This window comes from Leclercia sp. LTM14, assembly GCF_023736175.1.
GTDB classification, from domain to species: Bacteria; Pseudomonadota; Gammaproteobacteria; order Enterobacterales; family Enterobacteriaceae; genus Enterobacter; species Enterobacter barmai.
In genome coordinates this window covers 81,815-105,971 of record NZ_JAIKTT010000014.1, presented here as the reverse complement: position 1 = coordinate 105,971, position 24,157 = coordinate 81,815, and the positions used below count along the sequence as shown (strand labels likewise).

At 58.6% G+C, this 24,157-nt stretch carries 22 protein-coding genes and 1 pseudogene; 13 read left to right on the top strand and 10 right to left on the bottom strand.

The features are described 5' to 3' along the window. The first annotated feature begins 29 nt into the window (after positions 1 to 29). The 3 genes from K5I40_RS21930 to K5I40_RS21920 all read left to right on the top strand — a co-directional run bounded on the left by K5I40_RS21930 (position 30) and on the right by K5I40_RS21920 (position 1,888). Positions 30 to 485 (top strand): GNAT family N-acetyltransferase, encoded by a 456-nt coding sequence (locus tag K5I40_RS21930; RefSeq protein ID WP_223075551.1) that lies wholly within the window; start codon positions 30 to 32, stop codon positions 483 to 485. Between the two features lie 66 nt (positions 486 to 551). Further along, complete coding sequence (locus K5I40_RS21925; RefSeq protein WP_223075552.1) at positions 552 to 884, top strand: DUF1294 domain-containing protein; 333 nt, start codon at positions 552 to 554, stop codon at positions 882 to 884. Between the two features lie 62 nt (positions 885 to 946). Further along, positions 947 to 1,888 carry a bifunctional helix-turn-helix transcriptional regulator/GNAT family N-acetyltransferase gene (locus K5I40_RS21920; RefSeq protein ID WP_223075553.1) on the top strand — a complete coding sequence of 314 codons (942 nt, stop codon included), beginning with the start codon at positions 947 to 949 and terminating at the stop codon, positions 1,886 to 1,888. Between the two features lie 57 nt (positions 1,889 to 1,945). On the opposite strand, the gene K5I40_RS21915 is transcribed toward K5I40_RS21920, so the two are convergent. Beyond that, positions 1,946 to 2,236: a Bor family protein gene (locus K5I40_RS21915; RefSeq protein WP_138370663.1), complete on the bottom strand. Its 291-nt coding sequence runs from the start codon at positions 2,234 to 2,236 to the stop codon at positions 1,946 to 1,948. 332 nt (positions 2,237 to 2,568) lie between these two features. Here K5I40_RS21915 and K5I40_RS21910 point away from each other — a divergent pair. After that, positions 2,569 to 4,394 (top strand): annotated as a pseudogene (locus K5I40_RS21910) (glycoside hydrolase family 15 protein). Positions 4,395 to 4,433: 39 nt separating this feature from the next. Here K5I40_RS21910 and K5I40_RS21905 read toward each other — a convergent pair. The 5 genes from K5I40_RS21905 to K5I40_RS21885 all read right to left on the bottom strand — a co-directional run bounded on the left by K5I40_RS21905 (position 4,434) and on the right by K5I40_RS21885 (position 9,455). Next, on the bottom strand, positions 4,434 to 5,753 hold the full coding sequence (locus K5I40_RS21905; RefSeq protein WP_223075554.1) for an FAD-binding oxidoreductase: 1,320 nt from the start codon (positions 5,751 to 5,753) through the stop codon (positions 4,434 to 4,436). A 214-nt stretch (positions 5,754 to 5,967) separates the two neighbouring features. Next, on the bottom strand, positions 5,968 to 6,669 hold the full coding sequence (locus K5I40_RS21900) for a GntR family transcriptional regulator (RefSeq protein WP_032707853.1): 702 nt from the start codon (positions 6,667 to 6,669) through the stop codon (positions 5,968 to 5,970). Positions 6,670 to 6,764: 95 nt separating this feature from the next. After that, positions 6,765 to 6,929 (bottom strand): hypothetical protein, encoded by a 165-nt coding sequence (locus K5I40_RS21895; protein WP_226842336.1) that lies wholly within the window; start codon positions 6,927 to 6,929, stop codon positions 6,765 to 6,767. A 117-nt stretch (positions 6,930 to 7,046) separates the two neighbouring features. Further along, entirely contained in the window at positions 7,047 to 8,549 is a 1,503-nt protein-coding gene (locus K5I40_RS21890; protein WP_039031327.1) for an aldehyde dehydrogenase, read from the bottom strand. A 9-nt stretch (positions 8,550 to 8,558) separates the two neighbouring features. Continuing rightward, positions 8,559 to 9,455: a dihydrodipicolinate synthase family protein gene (locus K5I40_RS21885; protein WP_223075555.1), complete on the bottom strand. Its 897-nt coding sequence runs from the start codon at positions 9,453 to 9,455 to the stop codon at positions 8,559 to 8,561. A gap of 394 nt (positions 9,456 to 9,849) precedes the next feature. Between K5I40_RS21885 and yddG the strand changes: the two genes are divergently transcribed. Continuing rightward, on the top strand, positions 9,850 to 10,761 hold the full coding sequence (gene yddG / locus K5I40_RS21880) for an aromatic amino acid DMT transporter YddG (protein ID WP_223075556.1): 912 nt from the start codon (positions 9,850 to 9,852) through the stop codon (positions 10,759 to 10,761). Between the two features lie 263 nt (positions 10,762 to 11,024). Continuing rightward, positions 11,025 to 12,407 carry an MFS transporter gene (locus K5I40_RS21875; protein ID WP_223075557.1) on the top strand — a complete coding sequence of 461 codons (1,383 nt, stop codon included), beginning with the start codon at positions 11,025 to 11,027 and terminating at the stop codon, positions 12,405 to 12,407. A 92-nt stretch (positions 12,408 to 12,499) separates the two neighbouring features. Here the strand turns inward: K5I40_RS21875 and K5I40_RS21870 are convergent, their stop codons facing one another. Continuing rightward, a complete protein-coding gene (locus K5I40_RS21870) occupies positions 12,500 to 13,528 on the bottom strand; it encodes a GlxA family transcriptional regulator (protein ID WP_223075558.1) in 1,029 nt (342 codons plus the stop codon). Further along, positions 13,500 to 13,988 carry a MarR family winged helix-turn-helix transcriptional regulator gene (locus tag K5I40_RS21865; protein WP_223075559.1) on the bottom strand — a complete coding sequence of 163 codons (489 nt, stop codon included), beginning with the start codon at positions 13,986 to 13,988 and terminating at the stop codon, positions 13,500 to 13,502. Before K5I40_RS21865 ends, K5I40_RS21870 begins: the two co-directional genes overlap by 29 nt. A gap of 96 nt (positions 13,989 to 14,084) precedes the next feature. Here K5I40_RS21865 and K5I40_RS21860 point away from each other — a divergent pair, with 96 nt between their 5' ends. Continuing rightward, a complete protein-coding gene (locus tag K5I40_RS21860; RefSeq protein ID WP_039031322.1) occupies positions 14,085 to 14,660 on the top strand; it encodes a UbiX family flavin prenyltransferase in 576 nt (191 codons plus the stop codon). A 10-nt stretch (positions 14,661 to 14,670) separates the two neighbouring features. Then, positions 14,671 to 16,137 (top strand): UbiD family decarboxylase, encoded by a 1,467-nt coding sequence (locus K5I40_RS21855; RefSeq protein WP_223075560.1) that lies wholly within the window; start codon positions 14,671 to 14,673, stop codon positions 16,135 to 16,137. 49 nt (positions 16,138 to 16,186) lie between these two features. Here K5I40_RS21855 and K5I40_RS21850 read toward each other — a convergent pair whose 3' ends face one another. Further along, positions 16,187 to 16,453, bottom strand: a complete 267-nt coding sequence (locus K5I40_RS21850) for a type II toxin-antitoxin system HicB family antitoxin (RefSeq protein WP_223075561.1) — start codon at positions 16,451 to 16,453, stop codon at positions 16,187 to 16,189. A 140-nt stretch (positions 16,454 to 16,593) separates the two neighbouring features. Further along, positions 16,594 to 17,466: an AraC family transcriptional regulator gene (locus K5I40_RS21845; RefSeq protein ID WP_251931040.1), complete on the bottom strand. Its 873-nt coding sequence runs from the start codon at positions 17,464 to 17,466 to the stop codon at positions 16,594 to 16,596. A 203-nt stretch (positions 17,467 to 17,669) separates the two neighbouring features. Here K5I40_RS21845 and K5I40_RS21840 point away from each other — a divergent pair, with 203 nt between their 5' ends. The 5 genes from K5I40_RS21840 to paoC all read left to right on the top strand — a co-directional run bounded on the left by K5I40_RS21840 (position 17,670) and on the right by paoC (position 24,153). Then, positions 17,670 to 18,950, top strand: a complete 1,281-nt coding sequence (locus K5I40_RS21840; RefSeq protein WP_223075612.1) for an oligosaccharide MFS transporter — start codon at positions 17,670 to 17,672, stop codon at positions 18,948 to 18,950. Positions 18,951 to 18,964: 14 nt separating this feature from the next. Next, the gene (locus K5I40_RS21835; protein WP_223075562.1) at positions 18,965 to 20,170 is read left to right on the top strand and encodes a glycoside hydrolase family 88 protein; all 1,206 of its coding nucleotides are present in this window, start codon (positions 18,965 to 18,967) and stop codon (positions 20,168 to 20,170) included. Between the two features lie 160 nt (positions 20,171 to 20,330). Next, positions 20,331 to 21,005, top strand: coding sequence for an aldehyde dehydrogenase iron-sulfur subunit PaoA (gene paoA, locus K5I40_RS21830; protein WP_139564396.1), 675 nt, complete (start codon positions 20,331 to 20,333; stop codon positions 21,003 to 21,005). Further along, positions 21,002 to 21,958: a xanthine dehydrogenase family protein subunit M gene (locus tag K5I40_RS21825; RefSeq protein WP_223075563.1), complete on the top strand. Its 957-nt coding sequence runs from the start codon at positions 21,002 to 21,004 to the stop codon at positions 21,956 to 21,958. The genes paoA and K5I40_RS21825 overlap by 4 nt, the downstream gene beginning before the upstream one ends. Next, entirely contained in the window at positions 21,955 to 24,153 is a 2,199-nt protein-coding gene (gene paoC, locus K5I40_RS21820; protein ID WP_223075564.1) for an aldehyde oxidoreductase molybdenum-binding subunit PaoC, read from the top strand. The genes K5I40_RS21825 and paoC overlap by 4 nt, the downstream gene beginning before the upstream one ends. Positions 24,154 to 24,157 lie beyond the last annotated feature (4 nt).

Below are 24,157 nucleotides of genomic sequence, written 5' to 3'. Positions count from 1 at the left end.
ATCCAAACCGAATTTCAGCCCCAGTCAAAATGATAACCATCGAAAAATCCAGCCCGACCTCAACCGACTCTCAGGCGCTCATCGATCAACTCTCTTCAGAGCTTGCCGCGATAACCGGCGACAGTGGCAAAAGCCACTTCGACCCGCAGGATGTCTCCGGGGCGCGGGCGATGTGGGTGATAGCCAAAGATGAGAATAATCAACCCATAGGCTGTGGTGCATTCCGCCCGCTGACTGAGACCACTGCCGAACTCAAACGCATGTTCTCTGACCGGAGTTGCCCGGGCACTGGGGCGGCGCTACTCGCCTGGCTTGAAGAGGCAGCCCGGGGCATGGGCTACCGCGAGCTGTGGCTTGAGACGCGTAAAATCAACGCTCGCGCGGTGCAGTTCTATTTAAAGCATGGCTATGTGCAGAGAGAAAACTATGGCCCCTATATCGGGCGCGACGAGGCCATCTGTTTTGCCAAAAGGTTAACCGGCTAGCCCGGTTACACTTCCGAAAGGATCGCGTATCATCGCTCTTCGGATTGATAACTGATACCGCCTACCATGCTCAATGTCCTCTGTTATTTCCTTCTCGCCCTTGCCGCCGCGGGCAGCGCCCTGTTGCCTCATTCTCTGGCGATGTGGTTTCTGCTCGCCAGCGCGCTGACGTTTTTGATCTACGGTGCCGACAAACTGGCGGCCCGGAAAGCCTGGCGCAGAGTCCCGGAATCGACCCTGCTGGTATGCGGGTTTGTCGGGGGATGGCCAGGCGCTATCTTTGGCCAGCAGCTGTTTCGTCATAAAACCCAAAAACAGCCGTTCAAAACCTATTTTATGTTTAGCGTGGTGCTTAACGTCGCGGTGCTGATGCTTGTCGCCTGGCGTTTCGCTTCCTGATTGACAGCAATGCGTGAAAGATGGTTGTATAGTACAACTATCTTTTACAGGCTAACCTAATAATGACTGATTCGTCGATTGTTGAAGAGATCCGTATCTCGTCGCGTCTGATGGTGCGGGAACTCGGCTTTATGAACCACACCCTGGCGGCAACGGACTACTCCCCTTCCGTAGTGCATACCCTGCTTGAGATGGAAGCCAGGGGCTCCCTGACTGCCGCCCAGCTGGTGCAGGTCCTGGGACTGGAGAAATCCAGCGTCAGCCGCATGCTCGCCAAACTGATCAAGGCCGGGGAGCTGGAAGAGAGCGCCTCCCCGGAGGATGCCAGAATCAAGCAGCTTAGCCTGAGCCCTCAGGGCAGAGAAACGGTGCGCAGAATTAATGCCTACGGTAACGAACGCGTCATTTCCGCCCTGCAAAAAATGGACGCCAGCCAGCAGCGCGTCGTATCACAGGGCCTGAGCGTCTATGCCAGCGCCCTCAAAGCCTGCCGGGATAATGTTGATCTACCAGGAAAAAGCGCGGTAACCATTGTCTCTGGCTATCATCCAGGCATGATTGGCCGCATCACGGAGATGCACGGCAGCTATTATGCGAGAGAGCATCACTTTGGCTCTTTTTTTGAGGCGAAGGTCGCCGCTGGCTTAGCGGATTTTTCGGGGCGTCTGGACAATGCGAACAATCAAATCTGGCTGGCGATGCAGAACGGACGCATCGTTGGCTCAGTCGCCATTGACGGCGAAGATCTCGGAAACAACGAGGCGCATTTGCGCTGGTTTATCCTGGATGACGGTTGTCGCGGTGGCGGCGTGGGCAGAAAGCTGATTGCTGAAGCGATGAAGTTTTGCGATGAGAGGGAGTTCTCTGCGGTTCAGCTGTGGACCTTTAATAAGCTGACGGCGGCACGGCGGTTGTATGAGTCCTTCGGCTTTGTATTATCGAAAGAGTGGCAAGGCGATCAGTGGGGCAGCACCATTACAGAGCAACAGTTTACGCGTAAATAAATCGATTCCAGGCGCTAATAAATAATGGCGGGCATTATTAAATGCCCGCCATTATATTTATTTAGCGCAATAAACCCGCGCTTCGCGAGGGGTATAAATACCCAGCGTTACGACACGTAATAATACATCTGTGCCGGATTCCTGCACTTCGGTACGAATAACTTTATCCGCGCCGCCGCAAACCTGCGCCGCATCAATCGTCTTAGACTGACCAATACCATTAACAAAGAAGGATTGTTTTGTTTCCTGAGTGGGCTTTTCAGCCACCCCGCTGTTGATCCTGAAAGTTTGTTGGGCGCAGCCGGACAGAGCAACCGCGACGAACGCTATCATCATTAACTTTTTCATAATTTTCTTAGGTTGGGGAGGAACAGTCCTGGATGTTATGACTGCCCCCCTGCCCAACATATCCGACCAGCGGGCATATCGCGAAACTTACGCGTTCTATTGACGCGCCATTGATATATGTAATTTCGGCAGATTGGCTTTGTTAAACGAGTGTGTGCGGCGAGTAAGAAAAAAGCATCTGTGCGGCATATTCCCCCTCACCCCAGCCCTCTCCCTGAATGGAGAGGGAGCCGATGGTGCCAGGATTTTCTCCCATCATATCCCCCCTGAAAGCGCGATAACCGTCACATTATGCCAGGCTTTATATTCATCAAAGAAAAGGGATCACTCATTTGAAAAATGCGAAATACGACATGCCTTTGCGCGATAACGGGTTCGTTGGCCTTGGAGACTACGCCGCTATCGGTGAAGGGCGCTCGGTGGCGCTCATCGCCCCGGATGGTTCGATCGACTGGTGGGCGCGCCCAACCTCGATTCGCCGCCCCTTTTTGACCGCTTGCTGGACCCTGGCATCGGCGGTTTTTTCAGCCTGACGCCGGCGAGTGAATACACCGTCTCCCGCGCCTATCGCGAGGACAGCAACATCCTGGAAACCCGCTTTGAAACGAAAGACGGTACGGCGCTGTTAACCGAATCCATCAACAGCACACTGGCAGGTCGTCTGCCCTGGAGCGAGCTGGCCCGCCGTCTGGAAGGGGTGCGCGGCACCGTGACGTTCAGACTTCAACTGCGGTTCGGAACGATGATCGAAACGCGATCGCCCTGGCGCTCCGATACCGACAAGGGCAGCGTTTACCATATCGGCGACCTGATGGCGATGCTCCACACCAGCGAAAACGTGGTCATTACCCGTGCCGATGATGAAGAGATCGAGGCGGAGATCGTCCTGAAGAAAGGGAGCCGGGAGATTGTCGCGCTGCTGGTGACCCTGGATGAGCCGCTGGCGGTACCGGACATTCAGGCGATTGATAACCGCATTGAAACCAGCCACACCGCCTGGCAGGACTGGGTGAAGGGGCTGAAATACGACGGCCTCTATAAAGATCACGTTATCCGCTCCGCGCTGGCGCTGAAGTTCCTCTGGTACTCCCCCACCGGCGCGCTGGCGGCAGCCGCCACCACCTCCCTGCCGGAGGGGCCCGGCGGCAGCAAAAACTATGATTACCGCTTTGCCTGGGTGCGCGATGCCTGCCTGATCATCAAAGCCTTTACCTATCTGGGCACCCTTGAAGAGTGTAAAGCGGCCTTCTCCTGGCTGTCGAAAACCATCATTAAACACGGCCCGGAGATGCGGGCCTGCTACACCCTCGACGGCGAACTGGTGCCGGAAGAGACCTACCCCGAACTGCAGGGCTACCGGGATTCGCAGCCGGTACGCCTCGGCAATAACGCCCGCAACCAGCGCCAGCTGAGCATGTATGGCGATATGCTTGGCGTGGCGAAACTGTTCGTCGAGGCGGGGCATATTCTGGATATCGGCACCTCGCGCTTCCTGGGGCATCTTGCCAATCAGTGCGCCGACCGCTGGCGCATGAAGGACTCCGGGATCTGGGAGCTGCCGGAAGAGCGGCATTACACCCACTCAAAAATGGCCTGCTGGCTGGCGCTGGACTGCGCCGTGGTGCTGGCCGAGACCAACCATATCGAACCTACATGGAAAGCGCGCTGGGCCCGGGAGCGGGACCGCATCCGCGACTGGATTGAAGAGCACTGCTGGTCCGAGACCCATCAGTCCTACTGTTTTTACGACGGGGACGGCGGGCTGCTGGATGCGTCGCTCACCCTGGTGTCGCGCTACGGTGTGAAAGTGAACCCGAAACGCATGAAGCTGACCTATCAGGCCATCCAACGCGAGCTGGGTCATAACAGCGCGATGATCTACCGCTACAGCGGGGTTGAGCAGGAGGAGAGCACCTTTATCGCCTGCGCCTTCTGGCTGGCGGAGGCCTGGGCCTCGATGGGCGAACCGGAGCAGGCCGAAAAGAACATGGATGAAATTCTTGAAACGCTATGTCATCGCGGCAATGTCGAAACCTTCAATGAAATGTTCGATACCCGCACCGGCGAGTGGGTCGGCAATATGCCTCAGGGGTTAAGCCATCTGGCGCTGATCTGTGCGGCGCAGGCCATCAGCGATCATCAACAGGAAAAGAAATAGCGCTGAGCCCGGCCAGCCGCTGGCCGGGCATCACCGATGCTATACCTCCAGCCCCGCGCGGAACTGGCCCCACTTCAGCACCGAATTCACCCCAATCGACAGGAACGGCTCCGGCGGGGTTCTGTTCGGGCCCGGCGATGCCACCAGGAAGTCGATCAGCTCGTTGCGCTCCCCGGCGATCATATCCGCCAGCAGCTTGCCGGTAGCGGTGCCGCGGGTGATCCCCAGACCGTTACAGCACAGCGCGCCATAGACGTTTGGTGCCAGCTGACCAAAGAAGCCTTCGTGATTATCCGACAGGCAGATGGCCCCGCTCCAGGAGTATTCGAAATCAACCTTGCTCAGCATCGGGAAGCGGCGCTCGAACGATTTACGGTGGGTCTCGATATTGTGCTTCAGCTGTTTGTCACGCGGACGGCCATCGGGATGGAAGCTAAAGCTGTTACGCATCAGGATGCGGTTATCAACCGTGCGACGCACGGTGCTGCCAAACGGATGCGCCGGGATAACGCCCCACACCGGCTTGCCGCCGAGCTGCGCCTGCTCTTCAGCGGTCAACGGACGGGTCAGGCTGCCATAAAGGAAGGTCGGCAGCAGGCGACCGCGCAGGAAGCCAAAGTGAGCAGCAAAGGCGTTGTTCGCCAGGATCAGCGTGTCGGCGGTGATGCTGCCGTGGTCATGCACCAGCGTCACTTTGTCGCCATAGTCGATGGACGTGATCGGCGTATTTTCATACAGGGTCACGTTAGAGGGCAGGCTGTCCGCCAGTCCTTTCACCAGCGCCGAGGGCTGGAGCAGAATAGTGCCCGGAATGTAGAGCGCCTGCTGGTAGTATGAGGTGCCGATATGGTCCGGCAGATCCTTCCCGGGGATCATCTCCGCGTGACGGCCAATTTTCTCCAGCCCGCTGCGGTAGGCCTCCAGAATAGCGATCCCCTTCTCCCCCACCGCGGCCTGATATTTGCCGGAGTCGCTCATCTGACATTCAATGCCGTGCTCCTTTACAATCTCACGCAGATAGTTCTGCCCGAGAGTGTTGAGCTTGAGGATCAGATTCGCGGTGGTGACATCACCGATATAGTCCTTCGCCCCGATATCGTGCGGGACATCAATGGCGAAACCGGCGTTGCGCCCGGAGGAGCCGTAGCCCACGTCCTGCGCTTCAACCAGCAGCACTTCATCATCCGGGAAGTTGAGTGCCAGCTGGCGGGCGGCGGCCAGCCCGGTTAACCCGGCACCGACGATGGCCCAGCGGGCATGCTTTTGCCCCGTGTGGGCAGGACGCGGGGTACGCGGCTGACTGGTGTGATACCAACCCGGCAGGGCGTCGTCAGCAGGTAGAGAAGTGATCTTTTGCACGTGGGTTACTCCGGTAAGTAGCGTTGAATCAATGTTAGCCATCCCGAGAAAATGTGTATGTGATGTATATCTCATGTATACATCAAGTATAAAAATAGTTACAGGAATGATAAAAAAGGCGTGGGAAGCCCGGCGCAGCGGGGCGTCAGAGAAGAAATACGAATGGGGAAAGGAGGCCTGTCAGCGGGTGCCAGCAGGCCTTAGCGGGATGCGTTCAGCGGTTATCCCCCTCCGGGAAAGGGGCGAAGTTATCGGCTTTCAGCCCCTGGGGCGCGATGAAGATCTCCATGTTTTCCCGCGACAGTTCCCAGTGCTCAAACACCAGATCGACCACCGCCTGTTCATCACGCGCCTCGATGGCAGCGATAAAGGCATCGTGATGATCCGCAGCCAGCTGTAAACGGCGCTCCATGTCCTCGTTTTGCGGCCGGAAGAAGGTGTGCCCGATGCGACAGTGGTCGATCAGCAAACGTCCCAGGCTCGGCTGCAGATAGGGGTTGGCCGCCATCTCGCCCATGATCTCGTGAAAACGGTTGTTCTCCAGCGCCAGGGCTTCGGCATCGCGGGTTTGCACCGCCTTACGAAATCGCTTCTGGGTCTCTTTCAGCGCTTTTAGCTGCGCCGGTTTGTAATGCTGTACGGCAAGACGCCCGGTGGCGGCATAGATCATCGGCGCTACCAGGAAGAAATTGCGCAGCGTCGAGTGGCTCATCGGGATCACCCGTACGCCGCGTTTTTCCACAATTTCGAGGTACCCTTCCCCCGCCAGGCGCTGGAATACTTCACGCACCGGCGTACGGGAGAGACCGTACTGCGCGGTCAGCGCGGCTTCATCCAGCAGCTCGTCCGGATCCAGCTCCATGGTCAGAATATGTCGCTTGAGATCCTCATACAGCGCTACCTTTCCCGTTCTCATTGCCGCCTCCTGAAAATCGACCTGTGATGCTTAACTATGATGTTGCTTAACCTACAGATAAAGATGTGCAACAGCAAAATTATCAGCCACAGCAATCATGCTCTGCGCATTTCTCTGGCCGTCTGATAGATCAGCCTCAGGAGGGGCTCCGGATCCCGGTCTGGGGGATGGCGCAGGATCTCCCCACGCAGCCAGACAATTTCACTGCCGGCAACGTGGCGAAACGGCGGCAGCTGCCCGGCATTTTTTAGCCACTTCATAATAAAGGCATTTTTTGCCGGTTTGAGCAGATGCGTCCCTGCTTTCTCGACAGGCCAACCGCCACCAGAAGACAGAAATAGAAATGAATTCTCTCTTCCAGACCGTTAAAAACGGCTTCAGGCGTCGTCTTCAGAGAGATCAATCCAGAGAGTCTTCAGTTCGGTGTACTGGTCGAGGGCGAAGACAGATTTATCGCGCCCGCCAAAGCCCGACTGCTTGTAGCCGCCAAACGGCGTGGTGGCGTCACCTTCCCCGAAGCAGTTCACCGTCACCGTGCCGGCGCGGATGGCGCGCGAGACGCGAATGGCCCGGTTCAGCCTGCCGGTATACACCGACGCGGCCAGGCCGTACTGCGTATCGTTCGCCAGGGCAATAGCTTCCGCTTCGGTTCTGAAGGTGGTGACGCACAGCACCGGGCCGAAGATCTCCTCCCGGAACAGCGCGCTCTCAGGCGTTACGCCATCGATAATGGTCGGCTGGACGTAAACGCCCTGCTCGGTATCGCCGCCCTGCACCATCCGCAGCCCTTCCTGACGGGCGGTGTCGAGATAGCCGCTCACCTTGCTGAAATGCTCCGTCGAGACCATGGCCCCCAACCGGTTGTTCGGATCGAGCGGGTTGCCCATGCGCCAGTCGCCGATCTGCGCCGCCATCTCCTTCAGCAGCGCATCTTTAACATTCTCCTGCACCAGCAGGCGCGAGGTGGCGGAACAGTTCTCACCCATGTTCCAGAATGCCCCGTTAAGCACGTGTCCGGCGACGGCGGCCAGATCCTGGGCATCGTCAAAGACCACCGCCGGATTTTTACCGCCGCACTCCAGCACCACCTTCTTGAGGTTGGATTCTGCCGCGTAGTGCAGGAAACGCCGTCCGGTAGCGGTGGAGCCGGTAAAGCTCACCATGTCGATATCCGGGTGCAGGCCAATCGGCTCCCCGACCTCCTTGCCGGTGCCGGTGACGATATTCAGCACCCCCGCCGGGACGCCCGCTTCATACGCCAGCTCGGCAACCCGCAGCGCGGTCAGCGAGGTTTGCTCCGCTGGTTTCACGACCACAGAACAGCCAGCCGCCAGCGCCGGGCCAATTTTCCAGGCCAGCATCAGCAGCGGGAAGTTCCACGGCAGGACGCAGCCCACCACACCAATCGGCTCGCGCACCACCAGCGCCATCGCGCCGTTACCGACCGGGGCGGTGTGGTCATACAGTTTGTCGATGGCTTCGGCGTGCCACTTCAGCACGTGGATGGTTTCCGGCACGTCGACCGCTTCACATTCGCTGACCGGTTTGCCGCTGTCGAGGCTCTCCAGCACTGCCAGAGAGGCGATCTCCTGCTCCATCAGCGCCGCCAGCTTCAGCAGCACCGCTTTGCGTTCGCCCGGCGCCTGCTTGCTCCAGCTTCCGGCCTCGAAGGCGCTGCGCGCCCCTTCCACCGCGGCATTGACGTCGGTGACGTCGCAGGCGGCAATGTGAGTGAGGATCTCCCCGGTAGCCGGGTTAGTGGTCGCCAGGGTCTTGCCTGAACGCGCGGCCACGAAGCGGCCGTTGATAAAGGCTTTGTCTGCCAGAGAAAGCCCCCGGGCGATGGCCGTTACCGCATCCAGCGTTTGCAACTGACTCATATCGCCCCCTTACAGCGCCGCAGCGACGTTGCGTTTCACATCGGCAATCACCGCTTTCAGCTGCGCTTTCTCTTCTTCATTCAGATCCTGCAGCGGCGCACGCACCGTGCCGGAGGTCAGGCCGTTGAGCTCGCAGCCGTAACGGATGGACTGCACGAACTTTCCGCCGTCGAGGAAGTTCATCAGCGTCATCATCGCCGCCATGATCTTGCGACCTTTGGCGAAATCTTTTTCCACCACGCAGGCTTCGTACAGCGCCACGTGCTCGCGCGGGATGAAGTTGGAACCGGCGCAGACCCAGCTTTTCGCGCCCCAGGCGAAGAACTCCAGCGCCTGATCGTCCCAGCCGCAGGAGAGCGCGATATTCGGGAATTTGCAGGCCAGCAGGTGCAGGTTATTGAAGTCGCCGGAGCTCTCTTTGATCGCCACCACGTTCGGCGAGCGGCTCACTTCGCGGAAATAGGTCTCGCCCATGGTGATGCCCATGCGGCCCGGGTAGTTGTAGAGCATGATCGGCAGCTGCGCGGCCTTATCAACGGTCAGCGCGTGATGGGCGTTTTCCAGCTCGGTCGGCAGGGCATACGGCGGCGAGGTCACCAGGATGGCGTCGGCTTTGGTCTCACGGGCATGTTTCGCGTAGTCCACCGCGTCTTCGGTACGCGTCGCGCCGGTGCCGACAATCAGCGGCAGGCGGGTGCCAATCACCTGACGCGCATGCTCTACCAGCGCCTTACGCTCCTGTGGGCTCTGCGCGTAGTACTCACCGGTAGAGCCACCGATGATGATGCCGTGAACGCGGGCGTCGATCAGCGACTCCAGCACCTCTGAAAAGCGCGGGAAATCAATGCTGCCATCGGCTGCGTAAGGGGTAATTGCCGGGGTGTAGATACCTTCAAATGTCAACACGATAACCTCCAGGGGGAATTCACGACCGTTTAAGTCTGCTACGCAACCGTGATGGACTGCGTTTGTTAAAAATTTGCACACAGGGAGGAAAAAGGTCAATGGATGAATATTTTTGTATACAACAAAAATACAACATAAATACGAAATAACAGGAGATTTCTACGATCAATTAAAAATAAACACTCAATAATCAATTAATTAAATTGTTAATTCTACCGTAGTAATTTTCTATATGATTTCAGATAGCGATCACATTCCCGAATTATCGCCCTCTGAGACGTATTTACAGCGTCCATCGGGAGGCATAGTTTTAATCCTGTAGTTAACCAGAATTTAACAAAGCGGCACGCCAGAACCCCTGGTTGTGACCTAAATGTAAACAGAGGTAGCGGTTATGCCCCATAAGAAAGCGACACTCATCGGCCTGATCGCCATCCTGCTCTGGAGCGCGATTGTCGGCCTGATCAAAAGCGTGAGCGAAGGCTTTGGCCCGGTGGGCGGGGCGGCGTTGATCTATTCCTGTAGCGCGGTGCTGCTGCTGTTTACCATCGGCTTTCCGAAGATCCAAAAGTTCCCGCTGAGCTATCTCATCATCGGCAGCGTGCTGTTCGTTTGCTATGAGCTGTGCCTGTCGCTGTCGCTGGGCTTTACCCATAACGGGCGGCAGGCGATTGAAGTGGGGATGGTGAATTATCTCTGGCCGAGTATGACTATTTTACTGGCGGTGATGGTTAACCGTCAGAAAACCAGCCCGTTGATTGTTCCCGGCGTGATGTTAGCCATCGTCGGAATTGGCCGGGTGCTGGGCGGCGACGGCGGATTTTCGCTGACGGAGATGAGTAATAACGTCATGGATAATCCGTTAAGTTATGGCCTGGCATTCAGCGGAGCGGTGATCTGGGCAATATATTGCGTGGTCACCCAGCGTATCGCCCAGGGAAATAACGGTATCACCTTGTTCTTTATATTAACGGCGCTGACGTTATGGGTGAAATATCTTACCTCGCCACAACCGGAATTTGTGCTGTCGTGGCACGCGTGGATCAGCCTGCTGCTGGCGGCAATGGCAATGGGCTTTGGCTACGCCGCCTGGAACGTCGGGATCCTGCACGGCAACGTCACGGTGCTGGCGGCGGCATCGTACTTTATCCCCATCATCTCAGCGGTGCTGGCCGCCTTTATGCTGGATTCTCACCTGACCCTGGCCTTCTGGCAGGGCACGGCGATGGTGAGCCTGGGCTCGCTTATCTGCTGGTGGTCGACACGCACGGTTGCCGTAAAACGATTATCTGACGAAGCGTCTTAAAAATAACAAACACAGTAAAAACATAATAAATATAACTGACATCTTATCCGACCACCTGCAGCGGAGGAGTATTTGCCATGAATTACGCGAAATAACGCACGCTCTTATTTAACGCTTGAACCTTCTTAGACCTATATTTATTCCGTAATCGATGATTAATGGAAAGCGGTTTCGCTCGGCCTGAAGAAACATTCATCGCTAATGATGTTTATTCTTGCTGTGACCCATTAATTCAACGATATCGGGGAAAGACAGGAGTTACCATGTCAAATACCGTTTCTGTTGAAGATGTACCACTCAACCGCTTTCATCGCCTGCTGACCGTGCGCTCCGGCGGTGGCTCCTTTGTTGATGGCTATGTGCTGAGCATTATCGGCATCGCCATGATGAAGGTCTCCCCGGCCCTGGGGCTGACCGCCTTCTGGGAGGGCCTGATTGCTGCCTCGGCGCTGATCGGCATCTTCTTTGGCGGCTTTATCGGTGGCGCCCTCACTGACCGACTGGGCAGACGGATGCTCTATTTCGTTGGCCCGACGCTGTTTGTGGTCTGCTCCGTGGCGCAGTATTGGGTGCAGAGCGGCGAGATGCTGTTTGCCCTGCGCTTTCTAAACGGTGTGGCGGTGGGCATTGAGTACCCGGTGGCGACCGCCTTCCTGGTGGAGTTTCTGCCGAAGAAAAACCGCGGGCCGTGCCTGGCGACGCTCACCATCCTGTGGTTTGCCGGTGCCGCCGCAGCCTACATGATCGGCGAAGCGCTGCTGCACTTTGGCGGCCCGGACGCCTGGCGTCTGACCCTGGCGAGCACTGCGGTCATTGGTGCGTTGCTGTTCCTGGTGCGTATGGGCACGCCGGAATCCCCTCGCTGGTTAATCAGTAAAGGCCGTCACGCTGAAGCCGAAGCGATCATTCGCAAGGTGTATGGCCCTGACTTTGGCCTGGACAATCTGCCGGAGCAGGCGGAAAGCAAAAACCTCTCCTTCTTCAACCTGCTGCACTCGGGCTATGGCAAACGCATGGCGTTCGTGACCATCTTCTGGACCTGCTCGGTGATCCCGGTCTTCGCGGTGTATGCCTTTGCGCCGAAAGTGCTGGATGCCCTGCACCTCAGCGGTAAGTGGGCCTCCTACGGTTCCGTTGCCATCACGTTGCTGTTCGTGGTCGGCTGCATTATCGCCACCCGGCTGGTAAATACCCTGGGACGCCGCAAGCTGCTGCTGCAAAGTTTCCTCTGGTCGGGGCTGGCGTTACTGCTGCTGGGCCTGCTGCGTGACGGTCCGTCGATGATCATTCTGCTGATGTTTGGTGCTTATGCGCTGTTTATCGGCGGGGCTCAGGTGCTGCAACTGGTCTACCCGAACGAGATTTTCCCGACGGAAATCCGTGCCGGTGCGGTGGGTGTGGGGACGTCGCTGTCGCGCATTGGCGCGGCGGTCGGCACCTGGCTGGTGCCCGCCTCGCTGCAGAGTCTGGGGATTGGTACTACCATGTACATCGCCGCGGCGATCACCTTTGTGGGCTTAGCCGTCTCCTGGTGGCTGGCACCGGAAACCAACGCCCGCAGCCTGGCCGATGCGGCCTCGCTGGACGATGAGGCCTCGCAGAAAGCCCGCGTGCCGGGGCATATGGCGAAGCGTCATATGTTGTAGTGGTGCCGTCTGTTGTGCCGGGTGGCGCTACGCTTACCCGGCCTACTAAACCTGTAGGCCCGCGCAAGCGCAGCGCCGCCAGGCGATGTCAGTTACTCCTTCACCAACTTTTCCACTTCCCGCCGCCGCTTTCTGAACGAGCTGGGCGTTTCACCGTACTGCTTGCGAAACCAGGCGATCAGGTGCGAGGCGTCGGCAAAGCCGGTGGCGGTGGCGATGGCGTTAATGCTGTTGCTGGAGTCGGCCATCAGCTTGCGCGCCTGCTCAAGGCGCATCCGCCGCCAGTACACCGCCGCCGAGTGGCCGGTACACTGGGTAAAGATCAGGTTGAGCTGGCGGAACGTCACCCCGGCAAAGTCTGCCACCTCCGCCAGCGGTAACGGCGAGTCGAGATGGTGCTTCATAAACTCAATCACCTTCGTAACCAGCGGGTTTTCGTAAACGTCAGGCTCGCTGAGCGACGCTTTGTGCTTCGTTTTCGGCGTGGGCACCTCATCCACCAGCAGATATTTCAGCACCTTTTGCGAGCGCACCAGCCCGCAGTGCTGGCGGATCAGATCGGCCGCCAGGTCAATGGCCGTCCCGCCCGGACAGGAGATAATCCCGCCGTCCTTGATGTAGGTTTTATCGATCACCGGGATGGCTTTGGGAAAGCGCAGCCGGAACTCGTCCCGGGTGGTGAAGTGGATGGCGCAGTGGCGACCGTCCAGCAGCCCGGCGTTACCGGCGACGAAGGCCCCGCTGCACAGGGTAATGATCGGGATATTGCGGGCATGCAGGCCCCGCAGGGCCTGCAACAGCCACTCCGGCGACTGGCGGGTCTCTTCCAGCAGCCCGCCCGCCACCACGAAGTAGTCCCACTCTTTTGAGAAATCGAGCGCCGCCGTGGGTGACACCGGCAGGCCGCAGCTGGCGGTAATCGGCTGGTCATCGCAGGTCATCCACTCCCAGCGGCAGAAGATCTGCCGGCTGGAGAAGGACTCGTCCGCCGCAAAGCGCAGGGACTCTACCAGCCCCGCCACCGAGGCCAGCGTAAAGTGCTTCATCAGCAAAAAACCGATCGTCAGATCGGGCTTCGGCTCGATGTGGCTGTCAGGCACTGTCGTTGGCGACATCGTCATCAGGCTCCTGCAATCCCCCCAGCTTGCTCAGCAGACGCTTCAGGTCAGCGATATCCTGGGTATTCAGACCAACGGTAATCATCTTCTCGGCGCTTTTGGCCTGCTCAATCATCCGGGCCAGCATCGCCTCCCCCTCTGCCGTCATGGCAACCAGCTTGCGGCGGCGGTTGGCGGGATCGGTCTCTACCGTTAATAGCCCGCTTTTGGTCATCCGGTCGATCACGTAGGTGCCGGTCGCTTTATCAAACCCGGCACGACTCCCCAGCGTTTGCTGGTCGCAGGTGGTTTCTTCCGCCAGCACTACCAGTATGGCGTACTGCACGGCAGATAACCCGGTATCGACGCACTGCGACCAGCAGGTGGTCGAGTGCTGCCCTGCGCGGCGCATCAGGTGCATTAGTGAACAATCGCCATGCGGCCACAGGGGCGCGGCAAGGATTAAGTCGCGATTTTCTGCCATCGACTCTCTTGACTCCTGAAAACGACAAACATATAGTTCGAGCACAAACAGTTTGAACTCAAACTATACATGAAAGAATACATTCAGAGAACCCGCATGAAGCTTGTTGTAGGCATGACTGGCGCTACTGGCGCTGCAATTGGCGTTCGTTTACTGGCCGCGCTGAAAGATCTGGATGTCGAAACGCATCTGGTCATCTCTAAGTGGGCGCGCGCCACCATTCAACTGGAAACGCCCTACAGTGTACAGGAGGTTATTGCGCTCGCCTCGAAGACTTACAGCGAGCACGATCAGGCGGCGGCGATCTCCAGCGGCTCCTTTCGCGTCGACGGCATGATCGTGGTGCCGTGCAGCATGAAAACCCTCGCCGCCATCCGCTGCGGCTACGGCGATGGCCTGATTGCCCGCGCCGCCGACGTGACGCTAAAAGAGCAGCGCAAACTGGTGCTGGTACCGCGCGAATCGCCCCTCAACGCCATCCACCTGGAAAACATGCTCGCCCTGACCCGCGCCGGGGCTATGATGTTGCCTCCGATGCCCGCCTTCTATAACAACCCCACCAGCACTGACGACATCATTAACCACTTTGTGTCGCGCATTCTGGATCAGTTCGGCCTGGATAACGCTTTAACGAAACGCTGGGGTGAATCTCACTCCGCTCCCACGGCTTAAGGAGAGCCTGATGAACTATTACGGTGATTTACGCAGTTATATCGATGCCCTCGACGCCATGGGCGACATCATGCACGTGACCCGGGAAGTGGACGGTGATTTTGAACCAAGCGCCATTACCCGCCGCAGCTATGAGATCCAGTCCCCTGCCCCGCTGTTCCATAAGGTGGCTGGCGTGGCGCCCGGTTTCCGCCTGTTCGGTGCCCCGGCCAGCCTCTCCTCCCGCAAGGAGATGCCCTATGCCCGGGTGGCGATGTCGCTCGGTCTGGCGCCGGAGTCCACCGGGCCGCAGATCGTCGAAGCGCTGTCGGCGGCGCGTCATAAGCCCGGCATTCCTCCGGTGCGCGTGGCCTCCGCTGATGCCCTCTGTCATCAGAACATCCTGCGCGGTGAAGAGGCGAATCTCGATCGCTTCCCGATCCCCTTTGCCCACGACAAGGACGGCGGTCGCTACGCCAACACCTGGGGGACGCTGATCGTCAAAACGCCGGACGGCAAATGGGTGAACTGGTCCATCGCCCGCGTGATGAAGGTGGACGGCAAGCGGATGGTGGGGCTGATTGTCCCGAGCCAGCATATCGGCCAGATCTGGACCGAATGGGTCAAGCTCGGCCAGCCGATGCCTTACGCGCTGGTGCAGGGCCCGGCCCCGGCGATCTCGTGCGTGTCCGGTATTCCGATCCCGGCCCACGCGGATGAAGCGGACTACATCGGTACCCTGGCAGGCGAGCCGGTGCCGGTGGTGAAAGCGGTTAGTATCGATCTGGACGTGCCTGCCACGGCAGAGATCGTGATTGAGGGCCACGTCTCCATCAATCGCGACTGTCAGGAAGGGCCCTACGGCGAGTACGGCGGCTACCTTGGGGAAGGCTCCTCGGCCCAGCCGACCTTCCACGTTGAGACCATCACCCACCGGGACGATCCCATCTGGCCGATGTCGATTACCGGCCGCCCGACCGACGAGTCGCACACCCTGTGGGCGATGGGACTGGCCGCCGATGCCCTGACGTATCTGCGTGAAGCAGAACTGCCGATTACCACAGCCTGGATCCCGGAAGATTCCACCGTCCACTGGCTGCTGGTGGTGGTGCCGCAGAACTGGCGCGAGCAGCTGCCGGGCGTCACCAGCGAAGCTCTGGCGCAACGTATCGGCGAGGTGCTGTTTAACACCGACGCGATGGTGTTTATCCCGAAAGTGTACGTGGTGGACGATGATTTTGACCCGACAAACCTGCGTGAAGTGGTGTGGGTCCTCTCAACCCGCGTACACCCGGTTGGCCGCCGCGTGGTGTTTGACAATCAGCGGGTGATCCGCCTGCCGCAGTGCTACGAAGAAGCGGAGTACGTGACAGGAAAAGGGGCAAAAGTGGTGTTTGATACGCTGCAATCCACCCGCCATCTGCATGCCTCGTTTGAGCAGGGGTATCCGGAAGCGGTACGCCAGCGCGTGCTGGAGAACTGGCCGACGGAAGGGTAATGGCTGTGCCTGCCTGGGGGTAAAACAGGCAGGCATTAACAGCAACCGATCAATGCAGAATAGCTTTAAGCCGCTGTAGCGCCATCAAAGGCCGCAGGGATCGCTGCTGGAAAGGCGTTACGCCGGTAATAGAGCAGATGTTGAGATAGCTATCCAGCGCATCCCGGGCGGCGATCTTCAGCTCCTGCACATCTCGCGCCATAAAGCGCGCTTCACTTCTGGTATTCAGAAACACACCACGAAACATATCAATCACCGGATCGTAGGTCACCAGGGCTTTGTGTCCGTCGATAAAAAGGGTATTTGAGCGGCTCATCCTTGAGAATTATCCTAATCAACATAACTGGTGTGGATATTACGCTCCATAAATCAAATTAAAAAGCAGTTTTGAAAGTAAAAAAATTTTTGATGATGGTCGATAAACTTTACGGATCCTGAGGGGATTTACCATGGCGGTCATGCCTCATCGTGCTCCTGACGTGCATCCGGAGCCAGATGCTGCTTGCGGTACTGTAATGGCGTCTGCCCAATCCGCTTTTTGAAGCAGGTAATGAAATACGTCATCTCGGTAAACCCCACCTTTTCGGCAATCCCGTTGATACTTAACGGCGACATACGCAATAAATCACAGCTTTTCTTGATGCGCCGGGTGAGCAGGTATTCGTGAATGCTGCCGCCGGTTTGTTGACGGAAGATCCGCGACGTGTAGCTGCGCGACAGGCCGATAGCGCTGGCCAGATCGTCCAGGGAAAACTTCTCCTGATAATGATCTTCCACCCACTGCATGATCTGCGCCGCCACGCTATGTTGTTGCTGAACGGGCGTCTGCGGCTGTGCGGGCAGAAAGGCCATTATCTGCATCACCAGAAACGCCACCTCGCTGGCTTCCGTTTGATTGCCGCTGCCCTGCCCGCAATACCGATCCAGAATGCACGCCATCATCTGGGCGTGTTCGCTGAGATCGTACACCTGCGCAGGCACGTTGCTGTCGGCCAGGGCGGCAAACTGCGCCTGATGGCGGGGGAAATCCCGCAGGGCAGCAATCACCGACGATTGCTCAATATGCATGGTGGTGCGGTAGTAGCGGTTACTGTCGCTCGCTTCGACGTGCACCTTGTGCAGCCGGAAAGGCGGAAAGATAAACAGCCGTCCGGGCCGCGCGGTGTAATGGCGGTTATCGACCACCACAATGCCGTAGCCTTCTGAGACATACAGAAACTCAACGCACTGGTGCCAGTGGTAATACATGGCGCTGGAGCCGCGCGGACGATAGAGCGCCATGACGTCGTCATTTAGCGCGATGCGCTCCATTAATTGTCGTTCCTGCATTTTTCCTCACAGCAACAGAATTAAGTTTTTAGGCCATGATTTATAAAATATTGCCGTGTACGGGCTTAAATCCAACTTTCTTTAAATAACGGATAGTTTTTGTGAAGTGGCTCACTCGGAGAAAAGCGGAAAATCCACCAGGATTCGCTCACCGTGTGCCCGCCACACGCAATAAAATAAATGAGTAATCAGGAGAGATAATGATGACGCTATCCTCATCCGTTCGTACCGCACAAATAAAAATGAGTGGTTTTATTTTTCTTTATTTTTTTACCTGGTCATCGAGCTTTGGTTTATATGCCTTATGGCTGAGCCAGAAAGTGGGATTAGACAGCATCACCATTGGCAGCGTATTTGCGATTAACGGTGCCTTTGCGGTGATCCTTAAACCGGTTTACGGCTACATCATGGATAAAATAGGCATGAGCAAATGGTTGCTCTATTTTGTCTGCGCCATCTCGGCCCTGATGGCACCTTTTTTTGTCACGGTCTACCAGCCGCTGCTGTTAACCCATACCACCATCGGCATTATCGTCGGCGCGTTCTGGCTGAGCCTCGGCTGGTATGCCGGCGTCGCGGCAGCGGAGTCCTACGCCGATCGCTTTAGTCGTCTGTATAGCCTGGAGTTTGGCCGGATCCGCATGTGGGGATCATTAGGCTGGGCGCTGGCAGCGTCGGTCTCCGGCGTGCTGTTTAACATCACCCCGCTGGCGAACTTTCTTGTCAGCAGCGGGACCTCCGTGGTGATGCTGCTGGTGCTGATGAGCCTGAAAATAGGCGACGAACAGCTGCGTAATAACAACGTCATTGCCGACAACCGCATTGTCTTTGCCGATGTGATTGCGTTGCTGAAAAATCAGAAGTTCTGGATGTTCAGCCTCTATGTGGCCGGGGTGGCGTGGATGATGTTTGTCGCCGAGCAGCAGTTCCCGCGCTACTTCGTCTCCTTCTTCGAGACGAAACAGCAGGGCAACGCGTGGTACGGCTATCTGGGTACCCTGCAGGCCGGGATCGAATTCCTGATGATGATGTTTATCCCCGCGCTGGTGAACCATTACGGCGCCAAAAAAGGGCTGTTGCTGTGCGGCCTGGTAGTGGGGATCCGCCTGATTGCCTCGGGGCTGACCTCCGATCCGCTGATGATCTCGATTATCAAGCCGCTGTATGGCGTGGAAATTGCCCTGCTGCTGATTTCGGTTTTCAAATACATCGCCGAGCATTTCCATAAAAAAGTGAATGCCACCATGTATCTGCTGGGCTATCAGGCGATGGTCTACGTCGGCTCCGTGGTGGTGGCGCCGCCTGCGGGCTACCTGTATGAGACAATCGGCTTTGAGCACACCTACCTGATGATGGGCAGCTGCGCCCTGCTGTTTACCCTGATCTCCGCCTTTACCCTTTCGCCCTGCAAGTCTCAACGTGGCCTGACCGATACCTTTTCCCCTGAACTGAAACCTACCCCGGTCGAGCCGGTAAAACACTAATCTGAGGACAAAATATGATTCGTTCTGCTGTCACTGCAAATGTCGTGACCGAGTCACTGCGCCCTGTGGAACTGCATCAGGTCGATCGCCTGCAGCTGCGCCGCAAGCTGGATGAGGCGATAACCCGCATCACGCCTAAGCTGGACAAAACGATTGCCCTGATGGGAGATAAATTCCCTAACGAAGCCTGCGAAGGGGGAAAATGGACCCCTTCAGACAATACGCAATGGACCACCAGTTTCTGGACCGGTCAGCTGTGGCTGGCCTGGGAGTTGACCGGGGATGATAAATACCGTCAGGCGGCGGAGCGCTATCTGCCCTCTTTTGCCGCTCGACTGGAACAGCGCATTGAAACGGCCACCCACGATCTGGGGTTTCTCTACTCCCTCTCCTGCGTCAACGCCTGGCGCTTAACGGGGAATGAGACCGCCCGCCGGATCGCACTTCAGGCGGCCGATATCCTGATGGAGCGCTACAACCCGGTGGCGAAAATTATCCAGGCCTGGGGCGACCTGAACGATCCGGCGCAGCAGGGACGGATGATCATCGACTGCAATATGAACCTGCCGCTTCTGTACTGGGCCAGCGAGCAGACCGGCGAAGCGCGCTACGCCGAAGCCGCAGCGGCTCATGCGCAGCAGGCGGCAAAATACATCGTCCGCCCGGATGCCTCGACCTTCCACACCTTTTACATGGACGTGACGACCGGCGAGCCGCGTTTTGGTGATACCCATCAGGGCCATAGCGATACGTCATGCTGGTCGCGCGGCCAGGCATGGGCCATCTATGGGTTTATGCTCAGCTATCTCTACACCGGCGATAAGCCTCTGGTAGACCTGACCCGCAGCCTGGCCCACTACTTTATCAACCGCCTGCCGGAAGATGATGTCTGCCACTGGGATCTGGCCCTGCTGGGCACCGATGCCGTGCGCGACAGTTCGGCGGCAGCTATCGCCGCCTGCGGCCTGCTTGAGCTGGTTAACGCCTTGCCGGTGCTGGACGAACATCGGGCCCATTATGAGGAGATGGCGCTGCGGATCGTCCAGTCGCTGACCGAGAACTATCTGGCGGATGACGAGGATACGTGTGAAGGATTGCTGAAGCATTCGGTTTATCACATGCCCGCCGGTATTGGCGTGGATGAGTGCTGTAGCTGGGGTGATTATTACTACCTCGAGCTGCTGACCCGGGTGCGTCAGACCTGGCCGAGGTACTGGTAATCGCCCACCGGCCATGCGCCTGATAATTCCTTCTGGCGCATGGCATCCACGATTTAAGAATAATCCTGCTCACATCGCCGACTATGCTTAACGTTTAAAAAACAGACGACACAGTCGCACCCTCTTTCACTTTTATCCCCTTAAATACCGGAGGCCTGGCATGAGCAACCAAGGCGAATACCCTGATGATGGACGATCACACGACTTCAGCCTGTCCCGTCGGGATCTGATAAAAGTCAGCGCCGCAGCGGCGGCAACCGCGGCGGTTTACCCTTGTGGCGCGCTGGCCGAGGGTCAACCCGCCGTCACGCCCGCGCCGGAGATGATGCCGGTGACGTTTCGCGTCAACGGCGAGCAGCAGCAGCTGGAGGTGGATACCCGCACCACCCTGCTGGATGCCCTGCGCGAGAACCTGCACCTGACCGGCACCAAAAAAGGCTGCGACCACGGGCAGTGCGGCGCCTGCACCGTTATCGTTGACGGGCGCAGGATCAATTCCTGTCTCACCCTGGCCGTGATGCACCAGAACGCCGACATCACCACCATCGAGGGGCTGGGCACACCTGACAATCTGCATCCCATGCAGGCGGCGTTTGTCGAACACGATGGTTATCAGTGCGGCTACTGCACGCCGGGGCAAATCTGCTCCTCGGTGGCGGTGCTGAAAGAGATTGAAGCGGGCATCCCCAGCCATGTGACCCTCGATCTGGTCTCCCCTCCCGAAATGAGCGCCCAGGAGATCCGCGAGCGCATGAGCGGCAACATCTGCCGCTGCGGCGCGTACGCCAACATTCTCGCCGCCATTGAAGACGTCGCCGGAGGGAAGAAATCATGAAAGCCTTCACCTATGAACGGGTACAGACCCCGGCCGAGGCGGCGGCCAGCGCCCGGCGCACCCCTGGCGCGAAATTTATCGCTGGCGGCACCAATCTGCTGGATCTGATGAAGCTGGAAATTGAGACCCCCACCCACCTGATCGACGTGAACGGCCTGGGGCTGGATAAGATTGACGCTACCGACGAGGGCGGGCTGCGCATCGGTGCCCTGGTGCGAAATACCGATCTGGCCGCCGATGAGCGCGTGCGCCGTGACTATGCCGTGCTCTCCCGGGCGCTGCTGGCCGGGGCCTCCGGACAGCTGCGCAACCAGGCCACCACGGCGGGCAATCTTCTCCAGCGAACCCGCTGCCCCTACTTTTACGACACTAATCAGCCCTGCAATAAACGCCTTCCCGGCAGCGGCTGCGCGGCGCTGGAAGGGTTTAGCCGCCAGCATGCGGTAGTGGGAAGCAGCGAAGCCTGTATCGCCACCCATCCTGGCGACATGCCCGTGGCGATGCGGCTGCTGGACGCGGTGGTGGAAACCATCAACGCGGACGGAAAAGCGCGCAACATCCCCCTCGCCGACTTTTATCGCGCCCCGGGGAAAACGCCTCATATCGAGACCGTCCTGGCGCCCGGCGAGTTGATTACCGCCGTCAGCCTGCCGCCGCCGGTGGGTGGGCAGCACATTTACCGTAAGGTCCGCGATCGCGCTTCTTACGCCTTCGCGCTGGTGTCGGTGGCGGCGATTGTCCAGCCGGACGGCACAGGTCGCGTCGCGCTGGGCGGCGTGGCGCATAAACCCTGGCGGGTGGCGCAGGCCGATGCGCAGGTCGCTCAGGGGGCGCAGGCGGTGTATGACGCGTTGTTTGCCGACGCGCATCCGACGCCTGAAAACAGATTCAAACTTACCCTGGCGAAGCGAACGCTTGCCTCCGTGCTGACAGAAGCGAGGGCTCAGGTATGAAATTTGAGAAACCGGCAGGGGAAAACCCGATCGATCGGTTGAAGGTGGTTGGACAGCCTCATGACCGTATCGACGGCCCGTTAAAAACCACCGGCAAGGCGCACTATGCCTACGAATGGCACGATACCGCGCCCAACGCGGCCTATGGCTACGTGGTCGGCTCGGCCATCGCGAAAGGCGAGATCGCCACCATCGACACCCAGGCCGCGAAAAAGGCCCCGGGCGTGCTGACGGTGATCACCGCCAGCAGCGCGGGCGCACTCGGCAAAGGGGAGCGCAACGCGGCCACACTGTTGGGTGGGCCGAAGATCGAGCACTACCATCAGGCCGTTGCGCTGGTGGTGGCCGAAACCTTTGAGCAGGCCCGGGCGGCGGCGTCGCTGGTGCAGGTTCAGTACCGGCGTGATCAGGGCGCGTACTCGCTGGCGGAGGAAAAACCCGCCGTCAGCCAGCCGCCAGAGAAGAGCCCGGACAAAAACGTCGGGGATTTTGACGCCGCCTTTAACGCCGCCGAGGTGAAGTTAGACGTTACCTATACCACCCCCGATCAGAGCCATATGGCGATGGAGCCGCACGCCTCTATGGCCGTCTGGGACGGCGATAAGGTGACGCTCTGGACCTCCAATCAGATGGTGGCATGGTGTCGCACCGACCTGGCGGCGACGCTGAAGATCCCCGAGGAGAACGTGCGCATCATCTCCCCCTATATCGGCGGGGGCTTTGGCGGCAAGCTGTTCCTGCGAAGCGATGCCCTGCTGGCCGCGCTGGCGGCCCGGGCCGTGAAGCGTCCGGTTAAGGTGATGCTGGCGCGCCCGACGATCCCTAACAACACCACTCACCGTCCGGCGACCATTCAGCACATTCGCATCGGTACTGACAAGGCAGGGAAAATCACCGCCATCGCCCATGACAGCTGGTCCGGCAATCTGCCCGGCGGCACGCCGGAGACGGCGGTGCAGCAGACCGAACTGCTCTACGCGGGTGAAAATCGTCATACCGGCCTGCGGCTGGCAAAACTGGATCTGCCCGAGGGCAACGCCATGCGCGCCCCCGGCGAAGCGCCGGGCCTGATGGCGCTTGAGATCGCCATCGACGAGATGGCGGAGAAAGCGGGCGTCGATCCGGTTGAGTTTCGCATCCTCAATGACACGCAGGTCGATCCGGCGGATCCGAAGCGTCCCTTCTCCCGTCGTCAGCTGATTGAGTGCCTGCGCACCGGGGCCGAGGAGTTCGGCTGGAAGCAGCGCAACGCGACGCCAGGCCAGGTTCGCGACGGACGCTGGCTGGTGGGCATTGGCATGGCGGCCGGTTTTCGCAATAACCTGTTAGAAAAATCCGCCGCCCGGGTGCATCTGGATGCCGACGGAAAGGTGACGGTAGAAACCGACATGACGGACATCGGCACCGGGAGTTACACCATCATTGCCCAGACGGCGGCGGAAATGCTGGGCGTGCCGCTGGAAAACGTGACGGTGCACCTCGGGGATTCGAGCTTCCCGGTGTCGGCCGGTTCAGGCGGACAGTGGGGGGCGAATACCTCCACCTCGGGGGTTTACGCCGCCTGCGTAAAGCTGCGCGAAACCATCGCCACGAAACTCGGTTTCGATCCCGCTCAGGCGCAATTTAGCGACGGTAAGATTGCCCAGGATACGCGCAGCGCGGAGATTCGCGAGGCCGCCGCCAACGGCACGCTGACCGCCGAAGACAGTATCGAGTTTGGCGATCTGGACAAGCAGTACCAGCAGTCGACCTTTGCCGGGCACTTTATCGAGGTGGCCGTGGACGTGGCGACGGGGGAAGTGCGGGTCCGGCGCATGCTGGCGGTGTGCGCCGCAGGCCGCATTCTTAACCCGAAAACCGCCCGCAGCCAGGTGATTGGCGCGATGACCATGGGGCTCGGCGCGGCGCTGATGGAGGAGCTGGCGGTGGACACCCGGTTGGGGTACTTCGTCAATCACGACATGGCGGGGTATGAAGTGCCGGTGCATGCCGATGTCCCGGAGCAGAAGGTCATTTTCCTCGACGACACCGACCCGATCTCCTCGCCCATGAAAGCCAAAGGGGTGGGCGAACTGGGGCTGTGCGGCGTGGGGGCGGCCATCGCCAATGCGGTGTATAACGCGACGGGCGTGCGGGTACGGGAGTATCCCATCACCCTGGACAAGCTGATCGAAGCGCTACCCGATGTGGTGTAAGGAG